Annotated in this window: 20 protein-coding genes; 14 read left to right on the top strand and 6 right to left on the bottom strand. The window is 55.8% G+C overall.

Going from position 1 to position 20,686, the window contains the following annotated elements; all coding sequences use genetic code 11:
• The first annotated feature begins 14 nt into the window (after window positions 1-14).
• A complete protein-coding gene (gene codA, locus AC0QHF_RS26070) occupies window positions 15-1,271 on the top strand; it encodes a cytosine deaminase (RefSeq protein ID WP_324707193.1) in 1,257 nt (418 codons plus the stop codon).
• A gap of 129 nt (window positions 1,272-1,400) precedes the next feature.
• Here codA and AC0QHF_RS26065 read toward each other — a convergent pair whose 3' ends face one another.
• Window positions 1,401-2,123, bottom strand: a complete 723-nt coding sequence (locus tag AC0QHF_RS26065) for a carbonic anhydrase (protein WP_324707192.1) — start codon at window positions 2,121-2,123, stop codon at window positions 1,401-1,403.
• Window positions 2,124-2,320: 197 nt separating this feature from the next.
• Between AC0QHF_RS26065 and AC0QHF_RS26060 the strand changes: the two genes are divergently transcribed.
• Window positions 2,321-2,470 carry a hypothetical protein gene (locus tag AC0QHF_RS26060; protein ID WP_324707191.1) on the top strand — a complete coding sequence of 50 codons (150 nt, stop codon included), beginning with the start codon at window positions 2,321-2,323 and terminating at the stop codon, window positions 2,468-2,470.
• 7 nt (window positions 2,471-2,477) lie between these two features.
• Here the strand turns inward: AC0QHF_RS26060 and AC0QHF_RS26055 are convergent, their stop codons facing one another.
• On the bottom strand, window positions 2,478-4,811 hold the full coding sequence (locus AC0QHF_RS26055; protein WP_324707190.1) for a phosphodiester glycosidase family protein: 2,334 nt from the start codon (window positions 4,809-4,811) through the stop codon (window positions 2,478-2,480).
• A 579-nt stretch (window positions 4,812-5,390) separates the two neighbouring features.
• On the opposite strand from AC0QHF_RS26055, the gene AC0QHF_RS26050 reads away from it, so the two are divergent.
• The 5 genes from AC0QHF_RS26050 to AC0QHF_RS26030 all read left to right on the top strand — a co-directional run bounded on the left by AC0QHF_RS26050 (window position 5,391) and on the right by AC0QHF_RS26030 (window position 10,396).
• Window positions 5,391-5,600: a hypothetical protein gene (locus AC0QHF_RS26050; RefSeq protein ID WP_324707189.1), complete on the top strand. Its 210-nt coding sequence runs from the start codon at window positions 5,391-5,393 to the stop codon at window positions 5,598-5,600.
• A gap of 515 nt (window positions 5,601-6,115) precedes the next feature.
• Window positions 6,116-6,331, top strand: a complete 216-nt coding sequence (locus AC0QHF_RS26045) for a hypothetical protein (protein WP_324707188.1) — start codon at window positions 6,116-6,118, stop codon at window positions 6,329-6,331.
• A gap of 90 nt (window positions 6,332-6,421) precedes the next feature.
• The gene (locus AC0QHF_RS26040; protein WP_324707187.1) at window positions 6,422-7,837 is read left to right on the top strand and encodes an HD domain-containing phosphohydrolase; all 1,416 of its coding nucleotides are present in this window, start codon (window positions 6,422-6,424) and stop codon (window positions 7,835-7,837) included.
• A gap of 48 nt (window positions 7,838-7,885) precedes the next feature.
• Window positions 7,886-8,497, top strand: a complete 612-nt coding sequence (locus tag AC0QHF_RS26035; RefSeq protein ID WP_324707186.1) for a pentapeptide repeat-containing protein — start codon at window positions 7,886-7,888, stop codon at window positions 8,495-8,497.
• 51 nt (window positions 8,498-8,548) lie between these two features.
• Window positions 8,549-10,396 carry an AAA family ATPase gene (locus AC0QHF_RS26030; RefSeq protein ID WP_324707185.1) on the top strand — a complete coding sequence of 616 codons (1,848 nt, stop codon included), beginning with the start codon at window positions 8,549-8,551 and terminating at the stop codon, window positions 10,394-10,396.
• 484 nt (window positions 10,397-10,880) lie between these two features.
• Here the strand turns inward: AC0QHF_RS26030 and AC0QHF_RS26025 are convergent, their stop codons facing one another.
• Window positions 10,881-11,177 (bottom strand): hypothetical protein, encoded by a 297-nt coding sequence (locus AC0QHF_RS26025; protein ID WP_324707184.1) that lies wholly within the window; start codon window positions 11,175-11,177, stop codon window positions 10,881-10,883.
• A 9-nt stretch (window positions 11,178-11,186) separates the two neighbouring features.
• Here AC0QHF_RS26025 and AC0QHF_RS26020 point away from each other — a divergent pair, with 9 nt between their 5' ends.
• The gene (locus tag AC0QHF_RS26020) at window positions 11,187-12,851 is read left to right on the top strand and encodes a S8 family peptidase (protein ID WP_324707183.1); all 1,665 of its coding nucleotides are present in this window, start codon (window positions 11,187-11,189) and stop codon (window positions 12,849-12,851) included.
• Between the two features lie 19 nt (window positions 12,852-12,870).
• Here AC0QHF_RS26020 and AC0QHF_RS26015 read toward each other — a convergent pair whose 3' ends face one another.
• The gene (locus AC0QHF_RS26015; protein ID WP_324707182.1) at window positions 12,871-13,143 is read right to left on the bottom strand and encodes a hypothetical protein; all 273 of its coding nucleotides are present in this window, start codon (window positions 13,141-13,143) and stop codon (window positions 12,871-12,873) included.
• Window positions 13,144-13,433: 290 nt separating this feature from the next.
• Here AC0QHF_RS26015 and AC0QHF_RS26010 point away from each other — a divergent pair, with 290 nt between their 5' ends.
• A complete protein-coding gene (locus AC0QHF_RS26010; protein WP_324707181.1) occupies window positions 13,434-15,308 on the top strand; it encodes a S8 family serine peptidase in 1,875 nt (624 codons plus the stop codon).
• Window positions 15,309-15,658: 350 nt separating this feature from the next.
• Here the strand turns inward: AC0QHF_RS26010 and AC0QHF_RS26005 are convergent, their stop codons facing one another.
• A complete protein-coding gene (locus AC0QHF_RS26005) occupies window positions 15,659-15,976 on the bottom strand; it encodes an ArsR/SmtB family transcription factor (protein ID WP_324707180.1) in 318 nt (105 codons plus the stop codon).
• Window positions 15,977-16,301: 325 nt separating this feature from the next.
• On the bottom strand, window positions 16,302-17,618 hold the full coding sequence (locus AC0QHF_RS26000; RefSeq protein WP_324707179.1) for an NAD(P)/FAD-dependent oxidoreductase: 1,317 nt from the start codon (window positions 17,616-17,618) through the stop codon (window positions 16,302-16,304).
• 221 nt (window positions 17,619-17,839) lie between these two features.
• Here AC0QHF_RS26000 and AC0QHF_RS25995 point away from each other — a divergent pair, with 221 nt between their 5' ends.
• The 5 genes from AC0QHF_RS25995 to AC0QHF_RS25975 all read left to right on the top strand — a co-directional run bounded on the left by AC0QHF_RS25995 (window position 17,840) and on the right by AC0QHF_RS25975 (window position 20,578).
• Entirely contained in the window at window positions 17,840-18,244 is a 405-nt protein-coding gene (locus AC0QHF_RS25995; protein WP_324707178.1) for a DUF302 domain-containing protein, read from the top strand.
• Window positions 18,245-18,362: 118 nt separating this feature from the next.
• Entirely contained in the window at window positions 18,363-18,572 is a 210-nt protein-coding gene (locus AC0QHF_RS25990) for a YgaP family membrane protein (RefSeq protein ID WP_324707177.1), read from the top strand.
• Between the two features lie 31 nt (window positions 18,573-18,603).
• Window positions 18,604-19,140 (top strand): cytochrome b6-f complex iron-sulfur subunit, encoded by a 537-nt coding sequence (gene petC / locus AC0QHF_RS25985; protein ID WP_324707176.1) that lies wholly within the window; start codon window positions 18,604-18,606, stop codon window positions 19,138-19,140.
• Complete coding sequence (locus tag AC0QHF_RS25980) at window positions 19,128-19,505, top strand: rhodanese-like domain-containing protein (RefSeq protein WP_324707175.1); 378 nt, start codon at window positions 19,128-19,130, stop codon at window positions 19,503-19,505. The genes petC and AC0QHF_RS25980 overlap by 13 nt, the downstream gene beginning before the upstream one ends.
• A 92-nt stretch (window positions 19,506-19,597) precedes the next feature.
• Window positions 19,598-20,578 (top strand): arsenic resistance protein, encoded by a 981-nt coding sequence (locus AC0QHF_RS25975; RefSeq protein WP_324707174.1) that lies wholly within the window; start codon window positions 19,598-19,600, stop codon window positions 20,576-20,578.
• Window positions 20,579-20,686 lie beyond the last annotated feature (108 nt).

Below are 20,686 nucleotides of genomic sequence, written 5' to 3'. Positions count from 1 at the left end.
CGAATAAAATTACCATGTCCTACGATTTAATCTTACGAAATTGTCGCCTGTTGCGATCGCCCGACGTCACAGAAACGGCGGATGTCGCCCTATCGGGGAAAAAAATAGCCGCCATCGCACCCCGCATCGAAGCACCGGGAGAAACGGAATATGATGTGGGGGGAAATTTGGTCAGTCCTCCCTTTGTGGAATCCCACATCCACCTCGACTCGGCGTTGACAGCGGGGGAGCCCCGCCCCAACGAAAGCGGGACGCTATTCGAGGGAATTTCCATTTGGGAAGAACGGAAAAAAAGTCTCACGGTTGAAGATGTCAAAAAACGGGCGATCGCCACTTTAAAATTACAGGCACAACAGGGGATTTTATTCGTCCGCACCCACGCCGATGTCAGCGAATCCAATTTAATCGCACTGCGGGGATTGTTGGAAGTGCGGGAGGCGGTGAAAGATTGGATGACTTTGCAAGTCGTCGCCTTTCCCCAGGATGGGATCTACAGTCGCCCCGAGAATGAATTGCTATTGGAAAAAGCGATAGAAATGGGGGCGGATGTTGTGGGCGGCATCCCCCACTACGAATTCACCCGGGAAGATGGGGTAAAGTCCGTTCACCGCACCTTTGAACTGGCGGAAAAATACGATCGCCTCATCGATATCCACTGCGACGAAATCGACGACGAACAATCCCGATTTTTGGAAGTGGTCGTCGCCTGTGCGGTGCGTTCCGGACTCGGCGCCCGCGTCACCGCCAGCCATACAACAGCTTTCGCTTCCTATCCGAATGCCTACGCACTCAAACTGATGGGATTGTTGGGGCGATCGCGCATTAATTTTATCGCCAATCCTTTGATTAATATTACCCTGCAAGGTCGCACGGATACCTATCCGAAACGGCGGGGAATTACCCGGGTAAAAGAGTTGTGGAAAAACGGATCGAACGTCAGTTTCGGACACGACTGCATCCGCGATCCTTGGTACGGTTTAGGAACCGGAAATATGCTGGATGTCGCCCACATGGCGGTCCACGTCTGCCAGATGACGGGGTTATCGGAAATTGATGCCTGTTACGATATGGTGACTGGGAACGGTGCGAAAACCTTATCTGTAGAAAACGATTACGGAATCGAAGTCGGAAAAACCGCCAATTTAATTGTTTTAAATGTCGGGAATCGCTACGAAGCAATCCGGATGCGATCGCCCGTCCGCCAGGTATTCAGTCGCGGCAAGTTGCTGGCGGAAACGAAACCGGTTCAGTCCATTTTTTACGATGGTTAAAGTCAAATATTTACAATTTCCTTGGGTAGACAAACTGTGAAACCCTGATATCGAGGTAATTTAATGACCCTATTTTCGATTCCCTATTCCCTGCACACAGCGCTATAGCAGGGCAGTTGGGTTTGAGATTTATTCGCTAACGAGTACGATTTCACCCGTCTCGAAATCGGAGTATCCGCCGACAATTTTGAGTTTGTTATCGGCCTTGAGTTTCGAGATAACGGGCGATTGATTGAGCAAATTGATTTGATATAAAATATTAGCCTCGGTCGCATTTCGGATCGCTGTTCGATCGTCTCCTTGTCCCAAGTAGTTTGCGATCGCCGGTTTAATTCGATCCAAAATCACTCCAATTTGACCCGGAACTTCCGCACCATTCATGGTTGAAATGACGGCTCCACAATCTTGATGCCCGATCACCATCAAGACCCTCGCTCCCAAGACCAATGTCCCAAATTCAAGACTTCCAATCGCCGATTCTGAGGCAATATTACCGGCATCTCGAACAACAAAAATATCGCCGAAACCGCGATCGAACAGAATTTCAATGGGAACTCTAGAATCCGCACAACTGAGAACAGCCGCAAAAGGAGTTTGCCCGGAGGCCACTTGTTGAAGATTGACGGTCGTTTGGTTGAGGTTTTCTTGCTTGCGTTTGACAAACCGCCGATTTCCTTGCATTAATTTCTCCAACGCTTCATCCGGGGTTAGATCCGTTTGGCTCATTCCGAGTTCGGGTCGAATGACCCCCGAACCGAGAACCGTTGCCATTAAACTCGTACCAATCATTCCGCCACCATATTTAATGAGGCTGCGTCGAGAAAACTCGGGAGTGACTGATTTTTTTTTCATGATGAATAATTGGGGCGCTCAAATGGTTTTCGATGCCAGATCTGTAACAAATAACAGATCGCTTTTGTGAGACGAGCTAACTTTACCATAGTTTCATCAACTGAATGCTGAATTTTTGGCAACAATTTTGCCGTTCGGTAAATATTCCCGACCCCCGTCCCGATGCCATACCGATTCTGGAATCAACACCGCGAGTTATGAACCGCCGTTGGAAGGGAAACCGCGACGAAGCCATCCGGATGCGATCGCCCGTCCGCCCGGTATTCAGTCGCGGCAAATTGCTGGCGGAAACGAAATCGGCACGCCCCGTCTTTTACGAACTCGCTATCAATAGCGAGTTCGGATGATTCGTTATCATAGAGTCATTTGAGCGGAATTGACAAAGATCCCCAACCCGTTGTGCACCCTCGCCGCGGTATCCGGCGTGCGGTTGAGTAAATGTCCGCCGAGCACCAAACTGGTGGAACTGCCGCCGTCCAAATTCAAGGCATCGATCGCCCCCAATTGTTGCATCAACTGTGCCATTTCCGTCAGATCGGGACCCGCCCCCCCAACGCGGTTGTGAACCGTGACGATCGCCAATTCTCCGGAACTCAGAAAAGCGATCGCACTGCGAATCGCCAACTGTTTTCCAAACCAATAATTGAACCCCTCCGCCTCCGCATCCAAGACGATGCGATGATTTTGAACCAGTAGAGGACCCGCCCCCAAAATATTGGGAAAATCGTTAAAATCTGAGGGAGTCGTCGCCGGCGTCACCGTCACCTGAGAACCCACGGCAAACGCCCCCGCCGCACTGCGGAACGATCGCAGCGTCAACAAATAACCATTTTGAGGAATTGAAATCGGCGTTTTATCGTCCGTCGCTTCGATCTGTCGGGCGACGCGATCGGCTTCCACCACTATCAGAATTTCATTCAACGTCAGGGGCGTATAATCCTCCCCCCACTCCGGCGTATAGCGGGCAATTCCCGCCTTCACATAGCCCGTATTTAACAGATCCACATCGAACTGTCGTCCCTGAGAAGTGGCGACGGTTTCCAGCAATTTTAATCTCGCCATCTTCACCCGTCCGGCATCGTCCCAGGCGATCGCGCCCCGGTTCAAAATCGGCCCGGAATACCAGTTTCCATCCCGGCGGATCGCCCCCAAGGGCAACAAATTGTTGCGGTTAAAATAGCCCCCGTTGATCGCCGCCATACTTTCCCAATTTTTGGCGATATCCGACAGCGAAGCCGTCCCCTTCATGCGGGTTTTATCCGTCCAAATCGGGCGCAGAATCAAACCGGAATTCGGGCGCACCGTCAGCCAAACCACCGGAAAGCGATCGCCCTCCAACGTCAAATATTGCTGCCGCCAGTGCAGCCCCGGAGTCCAGCGGATGTCCCGTTCCACCAACCCATCGCGGCGCAATTCCACGATGATGCGATCGGGGGTATTCCGCGTTTTTGTCGCCACCCGATAGCCGTCCGGCAGGGTTCCCCGAATCACGGTTTGGGTGTCGGAAATGCGGACGACGGGGCGCGAGGGTTTGTCCGAACTTGCCGTTGTTTCTCCCTCGTTTTGTTGTTCTTCGTCGTCGGGAGTCGTGGGCTCTGGCGGAGTCTCCGGAAAGCGATCGGCGAGGGATTGGGGCGCGATCGCATCCGCCACGATTTCCCACTCGCCACTCCGTTCGTACAGTTCCCACGGAGTCGCCCGACTCAGTTCGATTTCAACCCGGGAAATATTGCCATCTTCTTCAAAGGTGATATTATCGACATCGGCGGGGGTGGAAAAAATCCGCAGTGTTTTGTCATCGACGACCATTTCCCAATTCGCCCCCGTCGCGATATCGTCCAAATTCAAATAGCGATATTCGCCGTCAAATTCGGTCTTGACGCGGTAAGGTTTCAGGGGTGTCGAAAACCATTTTACAGACTCTAAATTGCTGTCATCGGAACTGATTAAATCCATCCCCAAAACCAACATCGCCCCTTTATCACCCACACCCGTATAGGTGGAAATTCCCGAACTCCACTGCCCCCAAGCCGCCCGCCAAGTTCGCCCGTTAACCGAGAGGTGAGTGCCCCGTCGAATCATTCCGGGGGCGGCGAGTTCGACGATATAAGGGGAGGCGATGCGATCGCTTTTTTCCAGATACGCCGACGCCTGATAGACGAAGGCGGCGACTTCTCCCCGGGTGGCGGGGCGGTTCGGGTTGAAAACGTCGATGCTGGGGGCGTTCGCCACCAGGCGGCTGCGGGTTGCCGCCGCGATCGCCGATCGCGCATAATCGGGAATGTCCGCCCCGTCATTGTAAATCGCCGTCAGGGACAAAGACTCCCCCGCCGGAATTTGCAAGCCAGACACCAACGACAGCAAAACGTGCAGCCGGGAAATGTTCTCGCCGGGGCGAAAATCCCCTTCCGGGAAGCCGGAAATAAATTGGGCTTCAAAGGCGTTGCGGATGGCTTCCGCCGCCCAAAAATCCGGGGAAACGTCCGAAAACGGGACGTAATCCCGCCGGGGAACCAGGGGAAAGGCGGCGTTGAGAATGGCGGCGAATTCGGCCCGAGTCATGGTTTGTTCGGGGCGAAATGTCCCGTCCGGAAATCCGCCGATAACCCCCCCAAGCCGGAGGCGTCGGATGAAGGGATAAGCCCAATGTTCGGCGATGTCGGCAAATGCGGGTTGAGTGTCTGTCATGGTCGCAATTGGATCGGGGTGGGGTAGAAGATTCGCTGGTCAATTCAGACTGCTATATCATTATTTTGAGTGATTTTGCGGATCGATCCGGATCTTTTGAGAAATGGGGGTGACGGGGGTGGGTTGAGGGGGAATTGTCGGGCGGATTATTGCGAAATCGGGGCGATCGCACCCCGTTCAAAAGTCAAAAATTCCCGATTCTCCACCCCCCGCGATCGATACCAGATCAGATCATGTCCGCTCAAACAGTTATGATTCCTGGGTTTCGCCCTCTTCTGAAGCGGCTTCAAACTTTTGCCGATTGCCTCCTGCCTATTGCCTTTTCTCGAACGATTGTGTAAGCATCCAAACGGACTTGATATCGCTCCCAAATATTACGGAGGTAGTTTGTATAAAAAAGACTCGACTTGATAGATTTTTACGAGAAAACCACATTGACCGACGGCGTTTTGTCGTGACAAGATAGTAAGGAGTGAACCGCAGCAATATCTTGAGGGTCGTTCGATCTATTTTTGGAGTCAGTTGAGCGCCGTCAAGTCCGGCTCAATTTTTTCAATACACTTTACCATCAATAAAGCCATGCTGAAATCCAATTGGGACGATTCTTTTTGGTACAATGATGCCGAATCTATGGCGATCATCATTCACAATAAAAGGGGAGGATTAGAAGGATACAGGACAAAAATAGAAGAAAAACCGGTTGACGATGAATTTTCAAAACCGCAAAATTGCCGCCCGAGTCCGAGTCTGATTCGCGCCGGTCTGTCCTTCCTGCATTGGTTCAAGTAAACCCTGCCAACGGGGTGCAGCTACCCAAACGCCCGAAACGGCCCGATATCGGGGGGAATTTTGCGGCCCTCCGCCTTCTGCCATCTTCTCACCGGATGGGCATTGACCCTCTCCTCCTCGTGATGCCATCCGCGCCATCGTACCCACTTCACCTCAATCTGTAGGGCCGCGCGCCGGGAGTCCCATCCGCCGGAAAGTCAATCCCCGACATCCGACACCCCCCAGCGAGCGCCCGGAATTTAACAATTTCTTTACAATTGGCGGACTTATGTAAAGTGCGATCGCCAATTTCACATCAAAGTTTTACATAACCCCCTAGATCCTTAATATTTCTTTGCAATACAATCAAATGTTATATATACTTACACAAGTATTGCAGCCGACTCCGACACCCACAAACCCCGCCCAGAAGACGTTTGAGCGGATTTTTTTAGGGTTGTGAGTCCGAGCTTTTGCGGGTGCATTGAATGGAACTGACCGAGTTTGAATCCGTTAAATTCACCTGACTTCCTGCCATGACTTCTGTCAAACTACTACCCGGCGCCCTGTCCGAAATCGCGGTTTCCGTCGCAGATACCCAATGCTTGACGAAAGCGGATTGCTACGCCCTGATGGCGGCAATTTTGGACGATTCTCTCGATTTAGAAGAACGATCCACCGTGGATCGGCTGTTATATTTTTTGCGTCGGGGTCGAATTCGCGTCATCGATCAAATTTCCCAGGTGATGTAGCGGGCGAGCTCTCGTCCGCCGGAGATCGAGTTTGCGCGGCGATCGATTCCAGTTAATATTTAAGTGAATAGCCGGGATCGCCAGTTTGCCATGAACCCAGAATCCACACTCAATCAGCTCAAAGCCTCTTTGCCCGACGGTCAACTCCCTTCGAGTTTCGGGGTCTACTTCAAAAATACCCTGGTGGCGCTCTGCCACGCCCTCGAGGACCACATTTTGCAAACTGGTGAAGCTCCCGAAGAGCGACCCCTCGTCTTGGTGACGTTTCAACAGGGAAAATGGTATCTCCAAGAAGCCGATCGCTACCTCGAGATCGCCGATCGCTCCAATCATATCGCCATCAGCGCCGTACCGGACAGCGGGTTTGCCAGCCACCGGACGGGGCAACTCGACAACGTATCCCTCATCCACCTGAAAGAATCGGACAGTTTGGTGATGGAGTGGAACCTGGTCATCGTCGCCCCCGGCTACACCGCGATGGTGCTGTGCCACGAACTCTCGGAGGACGAATACCGGCCCCACGGAAAGCCCTCGGTCGATAGCGAGCGCAAATTCTACGGGCTGTGGACCTTCGATCGCGCCCTGGTGTGCAAGGCCGCCGAGATTTTGATTGATCGCTTGAGCCCCTACGACCCCGAACTGTGCGATCGCCTCCTCGGGCAATATCAAGCCATCGTCGCCACCCCCAGCAAAGTGGTGCCCGACCTTAGCGGCGTGGTTTCCCGCATCGTCACCTACCTGCAATCCTCCCAACAGGAACTGATCGCCGTCAACCGCCAAACCCGGGAACTCTGGGAACTCGAAGGGCAGGCTAAACGAATCAGTCGCAACATCAGCGCCAACAAACTCCAGGCCTTCCTGCGGATGGCCCAGCGGGTGGACGAGCGCGACCCCTTCAACCCCTGCGCCTCCCTGCAAGTCGCCGCCCTGTGCGAAACCCTCGGTCAAATCCTCGACCTCCCCACCGTCAAGCTGCGGCGCCTGCGGTTGGCCGGCCTGCTGCACCGCATCGGTTTGGCCTCCGCCCCCGAAGAGATATTTTTAAAAACCCCCCCGGAAATGGACGAAGCGACCCGGACATTTTGGCGCGACCGCGCCTCCATCGGCGCCCGGTTGTTGGAGTCGATGCCCGAATTGGGCATCATCCGCGAAGTCGTCGCCCACCACCTGGAACATTGGGACGGAACCGGCGTCCCCTCCGGCCAGCAGGGGGAGGAAATCAACATCAAAGCCCGGATTCTCGGCCTGGTCGCCTATTTCCAAGGGCTGACCCAACCCCGAGGCAGCCGCAGTGCCCTGAACCTGACGGAAGCCTTCAACGCCTGTCGGGAACACAGCGGCACCCGCTTCGACCCCGCCCTGGTCGAAGCCCTGGGAACCGTGGTGCGCCTGACGGAGGTGGGGTTAATGCAACTGCCCGACAAACCCACCCAACTGCCGAACGTGTGGATCGAAGAAATGCCCACTTCCAAAAGCCAAGACTCCCAACTGACACCCCGTCCCTAGACCCGATCGCCCGCCCAACTGCCCCAGTCAACCCCAAGCCATTCCGCCATGAATCAACCCACACCCATCGACCGCGACGCCATTCGAGCCGGCAAAATCAAAGACCTCGCCCGCGCCAATTTGGCGGGTCTGGATTTGTCCGGCGCCGACCTCCGAGAAGCCGATCTCTCCCAGGCGAACCTGACGGGGACGAACCTGGCCGGGGCCGATTTGCAACGGGCGATCCTGCGGGCCAACCTTCGGGGCGCCGACCTGAGCGGGGCGAACCTCGTGGGGGCGGACTTTCGCAACGCCGACCTACGGGGGGCGACCCTGCTGGATGCGGATCTGCGGGAAGCCAGCTTCGCCGGGGCCTTTCTGACCGGGACAGCCCTGGGCAATTTGGATTTGAGCGGCGTCAATTTCCAAGGCGCCGATTTGCGGGGGGTGAACCTGTCCCAGGCGCTCTTGCAGTCCTGCGACTTCCGAAACGCCAACCTATCGGGGGCCGACCTCGCCTCGGCGGATTTGGAGGAGGCGGATTTGAGCGGCGCCGTGTTGCGCGGCGCCAACTTGGAACGGGCCAACCTCCTGTGCGCGATCGTCGAAGGGACGCAGTGGGACGGCGCCTGTCTCGACGGTGCCTGTGTAGAAGGGACGCCTTTAGACAGTGAAAAGTGAAAAGTTTCCTATTCCCTATTCCCGACTCCCTATTCCCGACTCCCCATTAAAATGAACGACCTATTTAAAAATTTTCAAGACCTCCTTGAATTGGCGAAAACCTTGGAGGACAAGATCGAAAAAGGAGAGGTCGCCGCCGATATTCAATATCGAACGCGATCGGTGAGCAATATTCCCCGCACCGGCAATATTCCCCGCACCGGCAGTGTGGGAACGAGTCATATTAAAACCCCGCCCCCCGGAAGTTCCGGCGAGTCCGCTGCCGATTCCGGGGCACAAGTCGTCCCCCCTCAGACAGAAAGCGTCCCCTCTCTCAAAGATGTGGGGGGTCTGGCGGAGGTGGTGACAGAATTGAAGGAATTGATCGCCATCCCCTTAAAAAGACCCGATTTGTTGGCAAAACTGGGGTTGGAACCGACCAAGGGGGTGCTGCTGGTCGGCCCTCCCGGGACAGGGAAGACGCTGACGGCAAAAGCGATCGCCCGGGAACTCGACGCCAACTATATCGCCCTAGCCGGCCCCGAGGTGATGAGCAAATATTACGGGGAAGCCGAACAAAAACTGCGGGGAATTTTCGAGAAAGCCGCCAAAAATGCACCTTGTATTATTTTTATTGATGAAATCGATAGCATCGCCCCCGATCGCTCCCAAGTCGAAGGGGAAGTCGAAAAGCGCCTCGTCGCCCAACTCCTGAGTTTGATGGACGGGTTCGCCCGAACCGAAGGCGTCATCCTCCTGGCGGCCACCAACCGCCGGGATGCTGTCGATCCGGCCCTGCGACGGCCGGGGCGGTTCGACCGGGAAGTTGTCTTCGGAGTCCCCGATCGCCAGGGACGTCTGGAAATTTTGCAAATTCTCACCGCGGCTATGCCTCTCGATGGGCAAGTCGATCTCGGTGCGATCGCCGATCTGGCCGTGGGGTTCGTGGGGGCGGACTTGAAAGCGATCTGCCAGAAAGCGGCCTACAGTGCCCTGCGGCGGCAGGTGCCCCACATTGATGCCCAAATTCCCGAGATCCTGACGGTGGAACAGTCGGATTTCCTGCAAGCCCTTCAAGAAGTCAAGCCGGCGGTGTTGCGGTCCGTGGAGGTCGAGACGCCGGAGGTGAACTGGTCCGATATTGGTGGGCTCGAAGAGGTGAAACAGATTCTCCAGGAGTCGGTGGAGGGGGCTCTGTTGAATCCGGAACTGTATCGGCAGGCCAAGGCGACCCCACCCAAAGGGATTTTGCTCTGGGGCCCGCCGGGGACGGGCAAAACCCTGCTGGCAAAAGCGATCGCATCCCAAGGACGGGCGAATTTTATCAGCGTCAACGGCCCGGAGTTGTTGAGTAAGTGGGTCGGCGCCAGCGAACAGGCGATCCGGGAATTGTTCGCCAAGGCGAGACAGGCGGCACCCTGCGTGGTGTTTATCGACGAAATCGATACCTTGGCACCGGCCCGCGGCAGTTACGGCGGGGATTCGGGGGTGAGCGATCGCGTCGTTGGCCAGTTGCTCTCGGAGTTGGACGGCGTGCAAGTCGGGGCCGAGATTATCGTCGTCGCCGCCACCAACCGGCGGGATGCCCTGGACCCGGCTCTGTTGCGGGCCGGACGGTTGGATTTGCAGCTCTTGATCGACCGGCCCGATGCGGCCAGTCGGCTGGCAATTTTGCAGGTCCACAACCAGGGACGTCCGTTAGAAAATGTCGATTTGGGTAATTGGGCCGATCGCACCGAGGGTTGGAACGGGGCGAGTCTGGCATTGCTCGGCGATCGGGCCGCGGTGGAGGCCATCCGCCGCCATCGTTCTCGAGGAGTGGAGGACCCGGCCGCGATCCGAATTACCGCCGACGATTTTGACGCCGCTTTTGGGATCCTCGACCGGCAGCGAATGAGAACCGGCCCGAACCGGGCTTGACTTGAGAGCGATCGCCTCCCGAACTTCACCGGGGGGGCGATCGGGCTTTTTGGTTTGAATATTCAAACATCGGGCAACCCTATAAGGTTGCCCCCACGGGAAACCGGCCTCCCCCCTTATCTCCCCCCTTACAAAGGGGGGTAGGGGGGGATGGGGGCCGGGGGGGTGCGAGGGGGGGGCGGTCAAACAAACGGATTTGATATGAGTCCCAATTGAATGGAATTTGATGCCGCGATAAAATACGGTTGAAAACGATATCAAATGAAGGGAAATTCAACCTTGAATTTGGGTATTTTTTCGATAAAAATGGGGTGAATTGAAACGGTTTTTACCCCGAGCCTCATCGCGTCCCCCCTTCAACGGGCGCGATCGCCCGGCGGAACCGACCGATCGCCGGTGATTCATTCTCCCCGACTTCGATGGTTTTAATCTGGACATCCAAGCTCTCTTTTATGAATGGAGAGCTATTTTTTGTATTTTTTAATCATTTTAAAATCGGCTCGGGCGTCGCGAGTGAATTTCCTCCTCCGCAATTGTGACCCGCGATCGCCATCTTCTTAATCCCGATAGAGGCGGATTGTTCGGAGGGGAGTTTGGGGGGAGTCTGACGCCAAGATTCATCCGGAAAAATACGCAAAAAAAAGATGTTATTTTCACCGATGTCGATAACAATAAAAAGCCATATATTGAAATTAATGGGGCGACAAAAACGGGTTATTTTTGCCAGCTTCACCCATAAATTATGCCCGCAAAAGACATGAATAATTATTTTGAAATCCATCAATTTTCAATGATTAATCGCGCCGAATCCGCCACCAGCCAGGGGGATATCGCCATGCAGGCGGACAACGCCCGGAGACTTTTTGATGTCGAAGGTCGGGGAATTTCGATCGCCGTCATCTCCGACAGCTACGATCGCGACCCGAGCGAAACCACGGCAGAAAATGACATTTTGACGGGCGATTTGCCCGGTATCGGCAACCCTCACGGCTACGGCACCCCCGTCAACGTCCTGCGGGAAGGCTCTCTCGATCGCGCCAAAGACGAAGGGCGAGCTATGCTGCAAATCATTCACGACATCGCGCCGGCGGCTGAACTGATGTTTCACGGTGTCTCCAGTCCCGAAGACATGGCGGAAGCGATCGCGACACTCACAGAAGCGGGGGCCGATATCATCGTGGACGACGTGGGATTCGTCAATGAGCCCTTCTTCCAGGATGGCATCGTTGCCCAGAGCGTCGATCGCGCCGCCGCCGCCGGAGTCGTCTACGTCAGCGCCGCGGGGAATGACGGCGATCGCTCCTACGAAGACGAATTTCGCAATTCCGGCCGCACCTTCACCCTCGACGGCATCCCCTACAGCGCCCACGACTTCGACTCCGGGGCGGGTGTCGATGTCTTCAACCGTTTTCGATTGAACCCGGGCGCCGATCTCGGGACGCTCTCCTTCCAGTGGGACGAACCCTTCGGAGATGCGGCCGGCGACCTCGATATTTTTATCGTCACCGACGATAACTTAAACACCCTGTCGGGTGACGACGTAGCCGCGGCGAGTACCGACGACAATATCGGCGCGAATCCCCTGGAACTACTGTCCTTTAGCAACTCCACCGATAGCGAAAATTTTCATATCCTGATCGGAAAGCGGCTCGACTCCGGTTCCGAACCCGAACGCATCAAATACATCAACTTCGGCGGTTCCGGGCGGGAGTTTGAATACGGCCACGACGCCGCCACCCTCTTCGGACATCCCAACGCGGCAGGTGCGATCGCCGTCGGAGCCCTGAGTTACCACAATACCCCGGAATTCGGAAATTCCACCCCCCGGGTGCGATCGTCCTCCTCCGTGGGGGGAATACCCATTTATCTCGACCCCCTCGGCGATCGCCTCCCCTCTCCGGAAATCCGGCAAAAGCCCGATGTCGTCGCCCCCGACGGCATCAACACCACCTTTTTCGGCACCGACAGCATCCTCGACGACGATTCCTTTCCCAACTTCCAGGGCACCTCGGCGGCGGCCCCCCATGTCGCGGGGGTGGCGGCGTTGCTGTTGGAAGCGGCGGGGGGTTCCGGCAGTCTGAACCCGGCTCAAGTCAGACAGATCTTGCAGGGCACTGCCTTGGATGCGGAAACCGAAGGTTGGGACAACTACAGCGGCGCCGGGTTCGTTCGGGCCGATGCCGCCCTGCAAGGGCTCGAATCCGAGCCAATCGACTCCCTGACGGGAGAATTGACCCCGGAAATCCCCTCGATATCGCCCGCTCCCTTCGCGGATATCCCCATCGGCGGTTCGGATAGCGATCGCCTGCTGCGGAATGCCGAGCCCGTCCCCCCAGAGCTTTCGGCGGATTTGATCTCCGGTTTGCCGGGGGGGTTCATCTGGCCCGAGTTGCCAGAAGTCCCGGAAATCGCCGGCCCGCCCGACATTTGGCACGAAGACCCGATGTTCGGTTGACATACCGAAAAAGGGACGTTCAACCCGGGCCGGTTTTCGTCCCTTTACAAATTCCGGCGGAAACGGCTCCGACCCCCGCCATGTGGGAGTTGGGGCGCGATCGCGACAGGGGCACCTCTCCGTGAAATTCCTGATTTTTCGCCATTAACCCTGTATAAAAAAGTGACCGCACGCGAGGGGTTTTAACCGTAAATTCTCGGAAAGCGGAATACATCGCCACGGTCAGTTTGTCAGTATTTTTCCGGACGAATTCCACGTCATCTACCCCCGTAAAATTACGGAAGTTTGCCAAAGCTTGCGAAAATTTGTCTCCGTATTTTTACGTTATTTGGGGCGATCGCCGACAAATGTTTTACACAAATAAATATCAAAAGTTCAGTAGTCTAACTGATGCCGAAACCGTGGTGGCGGGTCGATAATAAGGACAGATAGAAAAAAGCGAGAGACATTCGAGTTCTCGGCCTCCCTGCAGGGCCACCGAAATCTATCAAAAATCGATCTTCGGATCGTCCCTTTTTAATCCCATTTAATTTTGCATCGAAAAGTTTAGGGAATTTGCATTTGATTCCTCGGGAGGTTGTCATGAGTTTGGATAATACAGTCATCAATCGAGTCGGAACAGTTGAGAGCGAAGGCGACATCGCGATCGCATCCAATGACATCCGCAACCTGTCCGGAATCGACGGAAACGGCATCAAAATTGGCGTCATCTCCGACAGCTACGACGTATTATCCACCGGTTCCGGCGCGGCCGATAACATCATCGCCGGCGACCTCCCCGGACTCGGCAACCCCAACGGCTACACCGCCCCCGTCACCGTTTTAAATGAAGGCTCCCCCGAAAAAGGCCGCGACGAAGGGCGGGCGATGCTGCAAATTCTCCACGACGTCGCCCCCGGCGCGGAACTGTTTTTCTACAGCGTTTCCGACAACACCGACATGGCCGGGGCGATCGAAAGTTTGACCAATGCCGGAGTCGATATCATCGTGGACGACATGGGTTTCACCGACCAACCCTTCTTCCAAGATGGACTGGCGGCGCGGGCCGTCGATAACGCCGTCGCCCGAGGAATCACCTACTTTTCCGCGGCCGGAAATGACGGCGATCGCTCCTACGAAAATCCCTTCAGCAATTCCGGCCAAACCTTCACCCTCGACGGCATCGAATACGAAGCCCACAGTTTCGGCGGCAGCGACGTCTTCAACCGCTTCAGTTTGGCCCGCGGCGATTCGATGCGCCTCTCTTTTCAGTGGTCCGAGCCCTTCGCCTCCCTCGGCGGCCCGGGTGCGACGGGCGACCTAGACATCTTTATCACCACCAACGACGACCTCGGTACTTTAGATGCATCCGATATCATCATGGCGAGTATGGATGACAACCTCGGCGGCGACCCCCTGGAACTGCTCTCCTTCACCAACGACACCGACGGCCAGAGCTTCAACATTCTGATCGGCAAGCGGGTGGGAAGCGACGACCCGCAGTTGATGAAATACATCAATTTCTACGACGATGCCGAGGGGTTTGAATTCGACTACAATAGTTCTACCGTCTTCGGACATCCCAACGCCGAAAGTGCGATCGCCGTCGGCGCCGTCAACTACGACAGCACCCCGGCCTTCGGAGTCGCCACCCCCAGCGTCCGGTCCTCTTCCTCCACCGGCGGCACTTCGATTTTATTCGACACCACCGGCACCGCTTTGGCGACCCCCGAAGAACGCCTGAAACCCACGTTGGTCGCCCCCAACGGCGTCAGCACCACGGTTTCCGGGTTTGAGTCCTTCTACGGCACCTCGGCGGCGGCCCCCCACGCGGCGGGGGTGGCGGCCCTGATGTTGGATGCGGCCGGCGGTTCGGGGAGTCTGACCCCCGCAGAAATCGAGGCGGTTCTCAACGGGACGGCGATCGATGCGGATGTCGCCGGAGTCGATTTTCGCAGCGGTTCCGGCCTGATTCAGGCGGACGCAGCCGTTTCCCTGGTGGATTCCGGTTTGGTGCGGGTGTCCCGGGATGCGACTTCTGAGCCCAACCTGGGGACTCCGGCGAATGACGAGTTGACGGGAAGCGCGGCTTCCGAGGTTTTGGCGGGGTTCGGCGGCGACGATGCGATTCTCGGGGAAGCCGGGGACGACCAGTTATATGGCGGACAGGGAAATGATATCCTGTTGGGGCGCCAGGGTCACGATATTCTCAGTGGCAATAAGGGAGATGACCTGCTCATCGGCGGGGAAGGGGGCGATCGCTTCGACTTGCAACCGGACGGCGGTTTCGACACCTTCGGCGATTTCGTCCCCGGCGAAGATATCATCGGTTTGGCCGGCGGTTTGACGTTCTCGCAACTGTCCCTGAGCGCGACTCCCGGCGGCACGTTGGTGGAGATGACGGACGGCACGGATTTGGCGACGGTTGAGGGGGTTTATCCCCAGGAATTGGGCGCCGACAATTTCCTCAGCTTCTAATTTTGGGCGATCGGAATTTTCACCACAGAGGCACAGAGAACACAGAGAGAATATGTCGTTACCGTTTTGTGGGGGTCGGAGATTCCCCCAACCCCCTGTCGTTTCGCGGACTGCCACAAACCTCAGTCTGGATGGGGGTGTAAACTTGAAGACCGTGGGCGGCTCAATCCCCACAACAAGGCGATCGCACATTTTTGTTGTTGCGCTTCAGCGCTTTCGGTCGGGCTCAATCCCAACAACTCGGCGATCGCACATTTTTTGTTGTGGCGCTTTAGCGCTTTCGGCGGGACTCCCACCCCTACACCCTACACCCTACACCCTACACCCTCTTCTAGCAGCGCTATAATCGTTTATTCTTGAGTGCAATCTTTGGATGGTTTGTCTCCCTTAAAGACAGATTGGGCGCACAGCCCCAGCAAGTCGGAATCGATGATGCGGTAATAGCGGCAGACGCCCACGCGGCGACAAGCCACCACCCCCGCCGATCGCAACAATTGCAGGTGTTTGGAAACGTTGGCTTGGTGGAGTCCGGTGCGCCGACAAATTTCCTTGACGTTGCACTCCCGGCGACAAATTGCCGCCAGAATTTGTAACCGACTCGGTTCGCTTAAAATTTTGAAGCGATCGGCTAGAATTTCAAAGTCGTCGATGGAGGTGCTGTTTTCCATTAGGCGATCCGCGAAGTGTACCTATCGCAGGGGGAATTTGGCAGATTTTGACAAGCCGGAGGACGGATCGATACGGCCGTCCGATCTGTCCTCGTCAATCGATCGGAAGATAGCAATCCCCAATGATCAGTCAGAGCCAATTCTGATCATCAGTTCTCATGTAGATTTCTGACGGTCGAATTTTAAAAATCCTTTCGATCCCAACTATTTGAACGGACCTGATATCAAAGGTGTGAATCGGATTCCCTGCCCTCCCTTTGATAACGGGAGGGTGGGGTGGGGTTGTCGGGGTTGACGAAGGATTGAAGTCGGCTCAAATTTCACATCAACCCACGGCGGTGGTGGATTTCTCGACGGACTGGCGGAAATTTTTGGGCAGGTTTTTGAACAGGGACAGCCGGAACAACAGCCGCAGCCCGAATTTCTCGAACCAGGGCAGTCCCAAACCGAAGCGCATTTTCAGCAGGAAATACTCCTCGAAGGCGGCCTTCGCCCAATTCACCCACGGCCCTTTCAACGCCAGAGAATGGCGGCGCTTGCCCACTTCCGGATCGGGGATCACCGGGGCGGCGATGTAGAGGATGCCGGTATCGCCGAATTCGGCAAAACACAGGGCCTCCAAGGTGGGCGTCAGGTGGGGTTCGGAAATCGCCCCCAGTTCGATCGCGATGTTGTGGGCGACGGCCACCCCCATCACTTCCGTCATTTCCCCGCTTTTCGGCAGTCCGATGGGGACGGGGGTTTTGTCCGGCTGTTCCAGGTGGACGGCGACGCCGAGGGCGTAGACGGCGGGAAATTCCGGATGCTGGTAGGTGGGTCCGACGGGGATAAATCCTTTTTCATTGCCCAGGCGCGGTGTCTCCCGGATGAATTTGGCACCCCGGAAGGCGGGCAGGATCATGGAGTATTTGAACGGGATGCGGCGTCCGTCGGAGAGGATGATGGTGTCGGGTTCGACTTCGGTGATGGCGGCGTTGTCGATGATTTCCACACCCCGCGATCGCATCAGATCCCCCGTCAGTTCTTCGGCGTATTTCACCCCCCCGACTCCCAGATGGCCGGCGTAGGGTTCCGGCGTGATATAGGTTAACGTGACGCGATCGCGCAGTCCCAACCGCCGCAGTTCCCAATCCGCCATTAATAAGAATTCATAAGCTGGCCCGAAACACCCCGCCCCCGGCATCGCCCCCACGACAAGGGGCCCGGGATCTTTCAAGAATTCCAACCACGCCTCCCGCGCTTCTACGGCGTGGTCGGGGGTGCACACGGACTGGGTGTAGCCACCGTGGGGGCCGAGTCCCGGCGCTTCGTCGAAGGCCAGGGATGCCCCGGTGGCGATCGCCGCATAGTCGAACTCCAGGGTTTGCCCATCCACGATCAAATGGCGATTTTCCGGGTCGAAGTGGGTGATGTGTCCGCAGATCAAGTCCAAACCGTGCCGCCGCGCCAGGGGTTCGAGCTCCAGTTGGATGTGCTCCAAAGGGTTCAGATTCAACCCGACCCGAATTAATCCGGGGACGAACGTGAACTCCGGCTTGTCGGAAATTAATGTCACCTTATGCTCGGCGGGCAAGTGGTGCCGCAGTTCGTAGGCCGTCGGCAATCCCCCGAGTCCCGCTCCAATCACAACTACATGAGCCATTTATCTGAAATCCTCCAGGAATAATTCCGCCCGATGCCTTGCCACATCGATGTTTGAGCCGACATCGGGCGAACGTCTTGCAACTATACAACTAATTAGTTATAAACTAATGGTACTTTGGTACCGCCCTCCCCGTCAACCCCAAATAAAAAAAAATTTAATCCTTGACTAAATTACTATCTAGTTATTAAGATAAGTAAAGCAGCCCACAGGAGTATTCGATGTATCACTTCAGCCAAATTCTGGACACCCCCTTCGAGCAAGCGATCGCCCAGGTGACGGAAGCCCTGAAACAAGAGGGTTTCGGCGTCCTGACCGAGATCGACGTCAAAGCCACCTTCAAGCGGAAGCTCGACGCCGACTTCCACCCCTACCTGATTTTGGGTGCCTGCCACGCCCAGATCGCCTACCGGATGCTCAACGCCGACGACAAGGCGGGGGTGTTCTACCCCTGCAACGTGGTGGTCCAGGAACATCCCGACGGTCGGGTAGAAGTGTCCGCGATCGATCCGGCGGTCATGTTCCAGGCCGTCGATTCCCCGGCGGCAAAAGAAATTACCGACGATGCCCGCCAGTTGATGCAGGCGGTGATGAACCGTCTGGGCGCGGCGACTCCCGTCGCTTGAGGGAGAGGGAATAGGCAATAGGCAACAGGCAACAGGAGAGTCAATTTGTTGTCGGTTTCACGCCCTGCTGATCCACTTTCAATTTGTACACAACCCATCGATATAAGGAGAAAACACCATGTTTAACAATGTCGGAATGCTCGATCGCGTGCTGCGTCTGGCCTTCGCCGGAGCCCTGCTGTACCTTGGTCTGGTCGTTTACGGCGGCACCGCCCTCGGCACCGGACTCGCCGTGGTGTCGGCCGTCCCGGCTCTGACCGCAGTTTTCGGGTCCTGTATGCTTTACGGCCTGCTGGGTATTAACACCCGCGCCCCGGAAAATCAGTAGATGTTTATTTGGTATTTAGGAGGTAAAAACGATGGATAACACCCTTCCCATAGATAATAGCCCGTCGATGTCCCGGCGGCAGTTGCTCAACTTCCTCACGGGAGCCGCTGTCGCCACCACCGCCGGAGTGGTTTTGTATCCCGCCGCCAAATATGTGACCCCGGTCAAAGAAGGCGCGGATGACGGGTCGATTATCGCCAAAGACAAGCTGGGAAATCCCATTCCCGCCAGCCAGATTTTGGCTGAACCCCCCGGAACCCGGGCGCTGATCGCGGGATTGGCCGGAGAGCCGACCTACCTGACGCTGCTCGAAGGTGGGAATCTGGACAGCCGGGGAATTGTGAATAACTGCACCCACTTGGGCTGCACCTTCCCCTGGAACGGCAACGACGGGCAGTTTCAATGTCCCTGCCACGGTTCCCGGTTCGCCCCGGACGGCTCCGTGGAGCGGGGGCCGGCCAACCGTCCCCTGAAACTGGTGCAGGTCGCGGTTCTCGGCGATCGCATCTGGATTTCGCCCTGGCAGGGGGTCGATCCGCGCACGGGGGAAACGCCGTGGTGGACGTAACTGCTTCTACAACGAGGGCGACCGATATTTCGCCGCAGGAGTTCCTGGAACTCTCTCCCAAGCCCCTGTTGATCGACGTCCGGTCTGAGTTGGAATATTCTTTCGGCCACGCCGCCGGGGCGGTGAACCTCAGCCTCCCGCGCATCATGATGGGCCAAGTGTCCTTCCTGCGTCGGTGGGTACTTCCGGAGTGGTTTCGGGAACTGCCCCGCGAGCGCGCGATCGCCCTGATCTGCCTGACCGCCCACCGCAGTCCGATGGCCGCGACCCAACTGGTGGCTCAAGGCTATCATACCGTCTATAACGTCACCGGCGGAATGCGGGAGTGGTGGAAATTATCTCTTCCAACCCATTCACCGTCATAGCACTCATACCATTGCTCGAAATATTAATCCGTAGGGATAATTCATGAATTATCCCTACTACAAGAACTCTAGAGTTTGGGACATTAAATAAAATGTGGAAATTCTTATTGCTACTCAAGCAGAACCTAATTTGGTCGGTTCCCTCATTTATGATTGCGGGGATTATCTTTGGCAGTATTTTCGACCCGTCATTTTTGAAGGCGACGATCATTCCCCTCACCTTCTTGATGGTTTATCCCATGATGATCAACCTGCAAATTTCCAAAGTCTTCGGGGGTGGAGATTTGAAGTTGCAGGGGATCACTCAGTTGATTAACTTTGCGGTCGTTCCCTTTTTTGCCTTCGGGGTTGGGAAGTTGTTTTTTAACGATCAACCGTTAATTTTGTTGGGATTATTGCTGACTTCCCTACTCCCCACCAGCGGGATGACGATTTCTTGGACGGGATTCGCCAAAGGAAATCTCAATGCCGCCATTAAGATGACGGTCATCGGTTTGATCGCCGGGTCTTTGGCGACTCCCCTCTACGCCAAATATTTGATGGGTGCGGTGGTCGAAATTCCCCTGATCGATGTCTTCAAACAAATCGTGATTATCGTCTTTTTGCCGATGATCCTGGGATTTGTCACCAAGCAAATTCTGATCAAAACCGTCGGGGAAAGCAAGTACAACAAGAATCTGAAACAAAAGTTCCCGGTTTTCTCCACCGTCGGCGTTTTGGGTATCGTGTTCGTGGCGATGGCACTGAAATCGAAATCAATCATCGAAAATCCGGTGGCGATTTTATCTTTCTTCGTGCCGCTGATTATTATTTATGGGTTTAACTTCGCGCTGAGTACGTTTGTCGGTAAAGCGTTATTTAATCGGGAAGATGCGATCGCGCTGGTTTACGGGACGGTGATGCGGAATCTGTCTATCGCATTGGCGATCGCCATGACGGTTTTCGGAGAAGCCGGATCGGACATTGCCCTGATTATCGCGATGGGATATATCATCCAAGTGCAGTCCGCCGCCTGGTATGTGAAACTGACGGATAAGATTTTCGGACCCGCACCGGTGGCGGCGACGGAATGATTTAGTATTCTAAAAATCGGTCTAAACTTCCACCCCCTGCGTCCTCGGACATGAAAGCAGGGGGATTTTTTTGAGGTCAGGGCGCAAGGCTTGCGCCCCTACAGCCAC

The organism is Lyngbya sp. CCY1209, assembly GCF_055795065.1.
Note: the sequence above shows the minus strand (reverse complement) of the source record. Positions and strands in the feature narration are given on the sequence as shown.